This window comes from Intestinimonas sp., from assembly GCF_026169115.1.
Classification (GTDB): Bacteria; Bacillota; Clostridia; order Oscillospirales; family Oscillospiraceae; genus Intestinimonas.
The window spans coordinates 20,310-29,019 of the sequence record NZ_JAPFEA010000014.1 but is presented as its reverse complement, the minus strand read 5'-3'; the positions used below and the strand labels follow the sequence as shown (position 1 = coordinate 29,019).

The following is an 8,710-nucleotide window of genomic DNA, read 5'->3' as shown; positions in this document are numbered from 1 at the left end:
CTCGGACGTTCACCATGGAGCCCATCGTTGACCGCGTCGGCGGCGGCGACGCCTTCGCCGCGGGCGTGCTGCACGGGCTCCTGTCCGGCATGGGCCCCCAGGCCACGATCGACTTCGCGTGCGCTGCCGGCACGCTCAAGCACAGCATCTTTGGAGACGCGAACGCCTTCTCGGTTCGCGAGGTCAGCGACTTCATGGCCTCCGGTGCCGACGTCAGGCGCTAGCGAGAAGAGAGAAGAGAGGATACGAGCATGAACATGGACTCCTACTACGAGAAGGTCCACGAGCTGGCCATCATCCCGGTCGTCGTCCTGGACGACGTCGCCGACGCCAAGCCCCTGGCCGACGCCCTCGTCGCCGGCGGCATGCCGTCCGCCGAGGTGACCTTCCGCACCGCCGCCGGCGAGGAGGCCATCCGCCGCATCTCCGCCGAGGTGCCCGAGATGCTGGTGGGCGCCGGCACCGTCCTCACCAAGGACCAGGCTGACCGCGCCATCGCCGCCGGCTCCCAGTTCATCGTCAGCCCCGGCTTCAATCCCGAGATCACCCGCTACGTCATTGACAAGGGCGCCCTCATGATGCCCGGCACCGCCACCCCCGGCGAGATGGAGCAGGCCATGAGCATGGGCCTGAACGTGCTGAAGTTCTTCCCCGCCGAGCAAAACGGCGGCGTGGCCAAGCTGAAGGCCCTGGCCGGCCCCTACACCGGCCTGCGCTGGATGCCCACCGGCGGCGTGAACACCAAGAACATGATGGACTACCTGAACTTTGACCGCATCGTGGCCTGCGGCGGCACCTGGATGGTGAAGAAGGACCTCATCGACGGCCAGAAGTGGGACGAGATCACCGCCATCTGCAAGGAGGCCGTCCAGACCATGCTGGGCTTCTCCCTCCACCATGTGGGCATCCCCTGTGGCGACGCCGACAAGGCCGCCAGCACCGCCAAGGCCATCTGCGCCCTCTTCGGCTTCCCCTGCAAGACCGGCAGCTCCTCCGACTTTGCCGGTCCCGTGGAGTGCTGCAAGGTGACCTTCCCCGGCGAGCGGGGCCACATCGCCATCGGCGTCAACAATGTGGAGCGGGCCATCTTCCACCTGGGGCTCCAGGGCGTGGCCTTCGACGAGTCCACCCGGAAAACCGACGAAAAGGGCAAGACCAAGGCCATCTATGTCCAGGGCGACTTCGGCGGCTTCGCCATCCATCTTGTGCAGAAGTAAGGAAAGGGGTAAAATAGAATGAGTAAGATCGTAACCTTCGGCGAGCTGATGATCCGGCTCCAGCCCTACAACTACGAGCGTTTTGTCCAGGCCGACCACCTGGAGTTCTCCTTCGGCGGCGGCGAGGCCAACGTGGCCGTCTCCCTGGCCAACTACGGGCTGGATGCCGCCTACGTCACCAAGCTGCCCGCCCACGCCATCGGTCAGGCCGCCGTCAACTCCCTGCGCCGCTACGGCGTGGACACCTCCATGATCGTCCGGGGCGGTGACCGCGTGGGCATCTACTTCAACGAAAAGGGCGCCTCCCAGCGGGGCTCCGTGTGCATCTATGACCGGGCCCACTCCGCCATCCAGGAGGCCACCACCGCCGACTTCAACTGGGACAAGATCTTCGAGGGCGTGGACTGGTTCCACTTCACCGGCATCACCCCCGCTCTGGGCCCCAACGTGGTGGAGATCTGCAAGGATGCCTGTAAGGCCGCCAAGGCCAGGGGCGTGAAGATCTCCTGCGATCTCAACTACCGCGGCAAGCTGTGGACCCGCGACCAGGCCCGGGCCGCCATGACCGAGCTGTGCCAGTATGTGGACGTGTGCATCTCCAACGAGGAGGACGCCAAGGACGTCTTCGGCATCGAGGCCGAGCACACCGACATCTATGCCGGCGAGATCAACCGGGAGGGCTACAAGTCCGTGGCCAAGCAGCTCGCCGACAAATTCGGCTTTGAGAAGGTGGCCATCACCCTCCGGGAGTCCCACTCCGCCTTCGACAACGGCTGGAGCGCCATGCTCTACGACGTGGCCGCTGACGAGTACTGCTTCTCCAAGAAGTACGAGCTCCACATCATCGACCGCGTGGGCGGCGGCGACAGCTTCGGCGGCGGCCTCATCTACGCCCTGCTCAGCGGCAAGTCCACCCAGGATGCCGTGGAGTTCGCCGTAGCGGCCTCTGCCCTCAAGCACTCCATCGAGGGCGATTACAACATGGTCACCGTCTCCGAGGTGGAGAAGCTGGCCGGCGGCGACGGCTCCGGCCGCATCCAGCGGTAATACCATCTCAGACAGACGGCGCCTCCCCACTGGAGCGCGCCGTCTTCCGCCTATTTTTCACAAAGGAGGTTCGCGGCGGCGCACCGGCGCCGTCCCATCGCCATGAAAGCATTTATGGACAAGGATTTCCTGTTGGAGACCGAGACTGCAAAGCACCTCTTCCACGACTACGCCGAATCCCTTCCCCTGGTGGACTACCACTGCCACATTCCGCCCCAGGAGATCTATGAGGACCGCCGCTTTGACGACCTGGCCCAGGTGTGGCTGGGGGGCGAGAACCCCGACGGCACCTACTTCGGGGACCACTACAAGTGGCGGCTCATGCGCTCCAACGGCGTCAGCGAGGACTATGTCACCGGCTCGAAGCCCGGCCTGGAGCGGCTGGAGAAGTTCGCCGAGGCCGTGGAGCTGGCCATCGGCAACCCCATGTACCACTGGTGCAACCTGGAGCTGCGGAAGTTTTTCGACTACCAGGGGTACCTCTCCCCCAGGACCGTTCAGGAGATCTGGGACCTGACCGGCGAGAAGCTGCGCCACGACCCCGACCTCACCGTCCGGGGCCTCATCCGCAAGGCCAACGTGGCCTTCATCGGCACCACCGACGACCCCATCGACTCCCTGGAGTGGCACGAGAAGATCGCAAAGGACTCCTCCATCACCGTACAGGTCTGCCCCTCCTTCCGCCCCGACAAGGCCGTCAATATCAACAAGGCCGGCTTCGCCGACTATGTGGGCAAGCTGGCCGCCAGCGTGGGCAAGACGGAGCTGACCTCCGCCCAGGAGGTCTGCGACGCCCTGGTGGAGCGGCTGGAGTTCTTTGCCAAGATGGGCTGCCGGGCCAGCGACCATGGCCTGGACTATGTGCCCTTCCGCGCCTGCACCATGGACGAGGCCAACGCCGCCTTCCGCAAGGCCATGTCCGGCGAGGCGCTGACCCTGGCCGAGATCGAGGGCTACCAGACCACCCTCCTGCTCCACCTGGGCCGGGCTTACCACCGCCTGGGCATCGTCATGCAGCTCCACTATTCCTGCCTGCGCAACAACAATGAGCGGATGTTCCGGCGCATGGGGGCCGATACCGGCTTCGACATGATCGCCCAGAACACCTGCGGCGGCAGCATCGCCCAGCTCCTCTCCGCTCTGGATCTCACCGGCGAGTGCCCCAAGACCATCCTCTACTCCCTCAACCCCGCCGACAACGCCCAGCTGGGCACCCTGCTGGGCTGCTTCCAGACTGATGAGCTCCCCGGCAAGCTCCAGCACGGCTCCGCCTGGTGGTTCAACGACACCAAAACCGGCATGGAGGAGCAGATGAAGTCCCTGGCCAGTCTGGGGCTGCTGGGCAACTTCGTGGGCATGCTCACCGACTCCCGCTCCTTCCTCTCCTACGCCCGGCACGACTACTTCCGCCGCATCCTGTGCAACCTCATCGGCCACTGGGTGGAAAACGGCGAGTACCCCAACGACGAGGCCGCCCTGAAGAAAATCGTGGAGGGCATCTGTTACTACAACGCCGCCCGCTACTTCAACCTGTGATCCGTGACTGTCAGACAAAAAACTCCGCTGGAAGTTCCATTCCAGCGGAGTTTTTTGAGCCTGTCGACAAAGTCGACAGGCTCTCTCAAAAATGCAAGCATTTTTCGAAGGGGTGCAGGCCGCTGCAGCGCACGGCGCAGCCGAAGTGACTGCGCCGCACGTTTGCGGCCTGAGTAGTGTTTTTTCCAAGGCACATGTCCTCGGAAAAAACAGTTTTTATTTCCTTCCGTCATCTGTGGATGACGGAACTCTGCGAGGCTCTTGCACAAAATTTGAGGTATTTACGCTTTTTCGACAAGCTGTTTATTCTGCACGCTCTGTTTCTGTACGTTGTGCCGTGGGGCAGGCCCGCTTCCAGCGGCCCCGGAGATAGACCGTGCCGCTGATGAGGATGCCGATGGCCCAGCCGATGGGATAGGCCCAGTAGAGGGCGTCCCTGCCGTAGAAATGGGCCAGCAGATAGGCCGCCGGCACCCGGGCCACCCAGAGGGCCACGATATTGGACACCATGGGCGTCATCACAGCGCCGGCCCCCCGGAGGGCATTGTTGAGGGGGTACATGACCGCCAGCAGCACCATGGTGGAGAGGACCCGGTCCAGATAGGCCCGGCCAGCCTGGATCACCGCCGGGTCGGCGCTGAAAATGGAGAGGAAAAAGTCAGCGTTGGGCACCACCAGGGCCGACATGACGGCACACACCACGATGCACAGCACCAACGCCTTCCGCACCCCGGTCTTGACCCGGTCCAGACGACCTGCGCCCACATTCTGACCCACATAGGTGGTCATCGCCAGGGCAAAGCTGTCGATGGGCATGAAGGCAAAGGTATCGATCTTGTTGGCGGCGGAAAAACCGGCGGCGAACTGCTCCCCGAAGCTGTTGATGAGGGCTTGCAGCACCAGCACCGCCACCGCAAGCTGACACTGCTGGATGCCGGAGGGCACCCCCAGCCGCAGCACCCGCCGGAGGAGGGGCTTTTCCACCTCCAGCCGGAAGGGCCGGATGGCGAAGTAGCGGTACTTCCGGTTCACATAGAAGATGCCGAAGATCCAGGAGCTGAACTGGGCCACGATGGTGGCCAGCGCCACACCAAAGACGCCCCAGTGAAAGACCAGCACAAAGACCAGGTCCAGGACAATGTTGATGACGCAGGCCACCGCCAGGAAGAGCAGCGGGGTCCGGCTGTCCCCCAGCCCCTGGAGAATGCCGGCGTTGATGTTGTAGCCCAGACTGCCGATGATGCCGGCAAAGACCACCAGCAGGTAGATATGGGCCTGACCATATACGCTCTCCGGTACCTGGATGAGCCGCAGCACCGGCCCGGAGATGAACAGTCCGAAGAGGGTGAGGGGGACGATGCTGACCATAAAGGCGCCATACACCGTATTCACGCTGCGTCGGACCGCATCCCTATCCTCAGAGCCGATGAACTGGGCGATCATAACGCTGGCCCCGATGGAAAGGCCGATGAACAGGGACGAGAGGAGAAAGATCACCGGAAAGGCGATCCCCACCGCCGCCAGAGCGGTGGTGCCCACGAACTGGCCCACCACCCAGCTGTCCACCATATTATAGAGCTGCTGAAAGGCATTGCCCACCAAAAGGGGCAGGGAAAACCGCACGATCAGGCGCAGGGGCTCCCCCCGGGTCATGTCGATGGTCTTCTCGCGTCCCACGGCCTCTCCTCCTCTCTCTTACTTCCGCTCCCGCAGGTATTTCTGATACAAAAGCCGCAGCCCATCGGGGATGAGCTGGCCGTCCACCACGTCGATGAGGTCGGTGCCGGCGGCGATGACCGGCGCCAGGCCCCCCGTGGCCACCACGATGGCCTCCGGCTCGTCGATTTCCTCCCGGGCCTGGGTGATGAGCCGCTCCATGGCCCCCACGTAGCCCAGAACCGCCCCGGCCTGGATCTGCCCCACGGCGGTGCCGCTGAGGACCCGCTCCGGCAGAGCCAGATCCACCTGGGGCAGCAGCGCCGTCTTCTGGAAGAGGGCTTCAATGGAGATCCGGGCCCCGGCGGTGATGCACCCGCCCAGATAGGCCCCCGTCCGACCAATGGCGTCCACCGTGGTGGCGGTGCCCATGTCGGCCAGGATGAGGGGAGCGCCGTACTTGTGGATGGCGGCCACGCAGGCCACCGACCGGTCGGCGCCCAGGTGCTCGTTGCTCTCCACCCCGTAGGGAAGGCCCGGGTCCACGTCCACATCCACCACCACCGGCGCCTTGTCCAGGTAGCGGACCAGGGCGTCGGCCAGGGCCGCCATCACCGGCGGCACCACAGAGCTGATGATGACGTCCTCCAGATCCGCCGGCCGGATCTCCAGCCGTGAGAGCTGGTTCCAGATGTCCATGCCAAGCTCATCTGAGGTCCGCCCCGCCACTGTGGTCAGCCGGAAGCTGCCGGTCAGGGTCTCCCCATCAAACACACTGAATACCATATTGGTGTTGCCCACATCAATGGTCAACAGCATATGCGTCCCTTCCTTCTGCCGGTCAGCTGCCGGCCCGAATTTCTTCTATGCGGAAGCAGGGCTCCCCCGCCCCCAGCTCCATGACGCCGTAAGTCCCGCGGCTGCCCTGGCAGGAGCCCGGGTTCATGAGCCGCAGCCCCATCAGCTCCCGGTTCAGCGGGATGTGGGTGTGACCGCACAACAGAATGTCGGCCTCGGCCTCCCGGGCCGCCCACATGGCCCTGGTATAGCCCAGCTTGACCTCATACCGGTGGCCGTGCATCATGAGAATGCGCTTCCCCTCCACCAGCAGCACCCGCTGGTCGGGCACCTCGGTAAAGCCGTCGCAGTTGCCGCAGACGTTCTGCATGGCTTGGGTCACAGGCAGCCGCCGGCGCAGGGCGTCAAAGTCCCGGCAGAGGTCCCCCAGATGGAGGATGAGGTCGGGGCTTTCCCGCTCTGCCGCACGCACCATGGCTTCCACGTCTCCGTGGGAGTCGGAGAGCACCAGTATCTTCTTCATTCCGGTCACCTCCGGGAAAAAGTCACATATAATACCATGAGTCCAAACATATCTTGAACGGAGGGACCCTCATGTCAAACACGTCCCAGGCCGGCGGCCTGCTCCACACACCCCAGGCAGAAAAGCTCCTCAAGGACAAGGCGGCGCTGGAACAGCTCCTGCGCTCCCCCGATACCCAGGCCCTCATAGCCATGCTGGAGCGCCAGGGCGGGCTCCAGACAGCAGCCGAGGCCGCCATGCACGGGGACCCCACCCAGCTCCAACGCATGGTGGATCGGGTGATGGGGGACCCCAACGGCGCAGACGCCGTAACGCGCATCGCCAAGCGCGCATCCCAGACATAAGATCCGCCCGTCCGCCGGGCAAAGAGAGGGGGAGCGGTCATGCCGGAGGGCTTTTCAGAAAAACTCAACGCCATATTGGCCGACCCCGACGCCATGGGACGGATCATGTCCCTGGCCCAGAGCCTGGAGGGCGGGTCAGAACAGAGGGGTGAGGCGCCCGACGGGCAGACCTCTGAGGCCGCCGCCCCGGAGGAGACGGGGAGTGCACCCCCGGACCTGAGCGGACTGCTGGGGGCCTTTGGCGGCGGCGAGGGCCTGGACCCCCGGCTCCTGGGGCTGGCCGGCCGGCTGCTCACTGAGTGGAACCGCCCCGACGACCACAGGACCGCCCTGCTCTCCGCCCTGCGCCCCTATGTAAAGCCGGAACGCTACGCCAAGGTGGACCGGGCCATCCAGGTCGCCAAGCTCTCCCGGCTCATTCGGGTGGCCCTGTCCGCCCTGCGGGAGGGGGGAGAGGATGTATAACCGCTATATCCCCCGGGCCGGCGGCTATGAGCGCGTTCCCATGGAGGACGCCCCGCCCCGGCAGGACCGGGGGGAGGCCCACCAGGACCGGAGACCGCCGCCCGCCGGTGGTCCGGCGGGCGGCGGGTCAGGCAGCTGGCTCTCCGGGCTCCTCAAGGGGCTGGGGCTGGGGGAGTTGGACCGGGGGGACATCCTTCTCCTGCTCATCCTCCTGCTCATTCTCACCGACGGAGACGATCTGGAGCCGGCCATCACGCTGGGGCTTCTCCTCCTCTTCGGCCTGGGTGGCCGGGAGGACGGCGGAAGGGCATGATTATGGCGTGGTCTGCTCGTACAGGACCGTGCCGTCGGGCAGGGTGAAGCGGTCCTTCTCCGCCGCCTGGAGGACCTCGGCCTCCGTAGAGCGCATGCGCATGACCACGATGCCCTCCTTGACGGTCTCCGAGGCCACCAACAAGCCGTTATCGGTAGAGACCCAGTAGCGTTCCAGATAGCCCAGCCCGTCCACCGCCGTCTCCACATAGATGCAGGGCCCGCCGTCCCGGAGCACATAGTCGGCATCCACGATGGACGCCGGGTCCAACTCCAGCACGTCCTCATAGGTGGGGATGTGCTGGGCCAGGTCGGCCCCGTTCTCCCCCACCGTCCAGGAGGTGACCTGGGTGCTGCCGGCGTACCAGCGGTATAGTCTCCCTTCGCCGTCCTCCGGGTCGGTATATACAATGGTGTACTGTGCGCCCATGGGCTGGAAGCTCCTGGTCAGCTCAATGCTGGTCCAGGCCCCGTCCACCAGAACGCTGGCGGTGAAGCTCCCGGCCTGGTCGGCGCCGGTGGCCATCTCCACCGTAACGGTGCGGGCGTAGTTCTCCGGGCGCGTCAGGGTGGCGATGATGCTCTGGACCGTCTCCGGCGTGGTGCGGACCGGCAGCGCCAGTCCCCCCTCCTCCGGGCCCTCCTCCCCGCCCGGGTCCGACTGGGCCGGGGTGGGCAGGACGATCTCCGCCCCGCCGCCGGTGAACAGGTTGAGTCCAAAGCTGGAGATCAGCGCCATCGTCATCACCAGGACGATGAGCAGGAAGAGCACCAGCTTGTTTTTTCGTTCCATCCCGCTCCCTCCTGTCCCG

11 protein-coding genes are annotated in these 8,710 nt (G+C 65.0%); 7 read left to right on the top strand and 4 right to left on the bottom strand.

All coding sequences use genetic code 11. The annotated features are described in order from the left end of the window. From Q0Y09_RS01275 to uxaC, 4 genes are all read left to right on the top strand, one after another. A partial coding sequence (locus Q0Y09_RS01275) for a PfkB family carbohydrate kinase (RefSeq protein WP_297716585.1) occupies nt 1-224 on the top strand: 224 nt, incomplete at its 5' end. Nucleotides 225-257: 33 nt separating this feature from the next. Next, nucleotides 258-1,217 (top strand): bifunctional 4-hydroxy-2-oxoglutarate aldolase/2-dehydro-3-deoxy-phosphogluconate aldolase, encoded by a 960-nt coding sequence (locus tag Q0Y09_RS01270; protein ID WP_297716586.1) that lies wholly within the window; start codon nt 258-260, stop codon nt 1,215-1,217. An 18-nt stretch (nt 1,218-1,235) separates the two neighbouring features. Then, on the top strand, nt 1,236-2,264 hold the full coding sequence (locus Q0Y09_RS01265; protein WP_297716583.1) for a sugar kinase: 1,029 nt from the start codon (nt 1,236-1,238) through the stop codon (nt 2,262-2,264). A gap of 102 nt (nt 2,265-2,366) precedes the next feature. After that, on the top strand, nt 2,367-3,800 hold the full coding sequence (gene uxaC, locus Q0Y09_RS01260) for a glucuronate isomerase (RefSeq protein ID WP_297716582.1): 1,434 nt from the start codon (nt 2,367-2,369) through the stop codon (nt 3,798-3,800). 303 nt (nt 3,801-4,103) lie between these two features. Here the strand turns inward: uxaC and Q0Y09_RS01255 are convergent, their stop codons facing one another. Genes Q0Y09_RS01255 through Q0Y09_RS01245 form a run of 3 tightly spaced genes read right to left on the bottom strand, consistent with a single transcriptional unit; the run spans nt 4,104 to nt 6,777 of the window. Beyond that, nucleotides 4,104-5,477, bottom strand: coding sequence for an MATE family efflux transporter (locus Q0Y09_RS01255; RefSeq protein WP_297716580.1), 1,374 nt, complete (start codon nt 5,475-5,477; stop codon nt 4,104-4,106). Nucleotides 5,478-5,495: 18 nt separating this feature from the next. Beyond that, nucleotides 5,496-6,275, bottom strand: a complete 780-nt coding sequence (locus Q0Y09_RS01250; protein ID WP_297716578.1) for a type III pantothenate kinase — start codon at nt 6,273-6,275, stop codon at nt 5,496-5,498. Nucleotides 6,276-6,297: 22 nt separating this feature from the next. Then, a complete protein-coding gene (locus tag Q0Y09_RS01245) occupies nt 6,298-6,777 on the bottom strand; it encodes a metallophosphoesterase (protein WP_297716576.1) in 480 nt (159 codons plus the stop codon). A gap of 71 nt (nt 6,778-6,848) precedes the next feature. Here Q0Y09_RS01245 and Q0Y09_RS01240 point away from each other — a divergent pair, with 71 nt between their 5' ends. Genes Q0Y09_RS01240 through Q0Y09_RS01230 form a run of 3 tightly spaced genes read left to right on the top strand, consistent with a single transcriptional unit; the run spans nt 6,849 to nt 7,899 of the window. Beyond that, on the top strand, nt 6,849-7,121 hold the full coding sequence (locus Q0Y09_RS01240) for a hypothetical protein (protein ID WP_297716574.1): 273 nt from the start codon (nt 6,849-6,851) through the stop codon (nt 7,119-7,121). A 39-nt stretch (nt 7,122-7,160) separates the two neighbouring features. After that, entirely contained in the window at nt 7,161-7,586 is a 426-nt protein-coding gene (locus Q0Y09_RS01235; RefSeq protein WP_297716572.1) for a hypothetical protein, read from the top strand. Beyond that, nucleotides 7,579-7,899 (top strand): hypothetical protein, encoded by a 321-nt coding sequence (locus Q0Y09_RS01230; protein ID WP_297716570.1) that lies wholly within the window; start codon nt 7,579-7,581, stop codon nt 7,897-7,899. Before Q0Y09_RS01235 ends, Q0Y09_RS01230 begins: the two co-directional genes overlap by 8 nt. Here the strand turns inward: Q0Y09_RS01230 and Q0Y09_RS01225 are convergent, their stop codons facing one another. Beyond that, nucleotides 7,900-8,691 (bottom strand): hypothetical protein, encoded by a 792-nt coding sequence (locus tag Q0Y09_RS01225; RefSeq protein WP_297716568.1) that lies wholly within the window; start codon nt 8,689-8,691, stop codon nt 7,900-7,902. It lies immediately after the preceding gene. Nucleotides 8,692-8,710 lie beyond the last annotated feature (19 nt).

Coding starts and splice junctions, on each gene's coding strand:
- Q0Y09_RS01230 (WP_297716570.1), top strand. CDS start 7,579: ATGTATAACCGCTATATCCCCCGGGCCGGCGGCTATGAGCGCGTTCCC.
- Q0Y09_RS01265 (WP_297716583.1), top strand. CDS start 1,236: ATGAGTAAGATCGTAACCTTCGGCGAGCTGATGATCCGGCTCCAGCCC.
- uxaC (WP_297716582.1), top strand. CDS start 2,367: ATGAAAGCATTTATGGACAAGGATTTCCTGTTGGAGACCGAGACTGCA.
- Q0Y09_RS01245 (WP_297716576.1), bottom strand. CDS start 6,777: ATGAAGAAGATACTGGTGCTCTCCGACTCCCACGGAGACGTGGAAGCC.
- Q0Y09_RS01225 (WP_297716568.1), bottom strand. CDS start 8,691: ATGGAACGAAAAAACAAGCTGGTGCTCTTCCTGCTCATCGTCCTGGTG.
- Q0Y09_RS01235 (WP_297716572.1), top strand. CDS start 7,161: ATGCCGGAGGGCTTTTCAGAAAAACTCAACGCCATATTGGCCGACCCC.
- Q0Y09_RS01270 (WP_297716586.1), top strand. CDS start 258: ATGGACTCCTACTACGAGAAGGTCCACGAGCTGGCCATCATCCCGGTC.
- Q0Y09_RS01250 (WP_297716578.1), bottom strand. CDS start 6,275: ATGCTGTTGACCATTGATGTGGGCAACACCAATATGGTATTCAGTGTG.
- Q0Y09_RS01240 (WP_297716574.1), top strand. CDS start 6,849: ATGTCAAACACGTCCCAGGCCGGCGGCCTGCTCCACACACCCCAGGCA.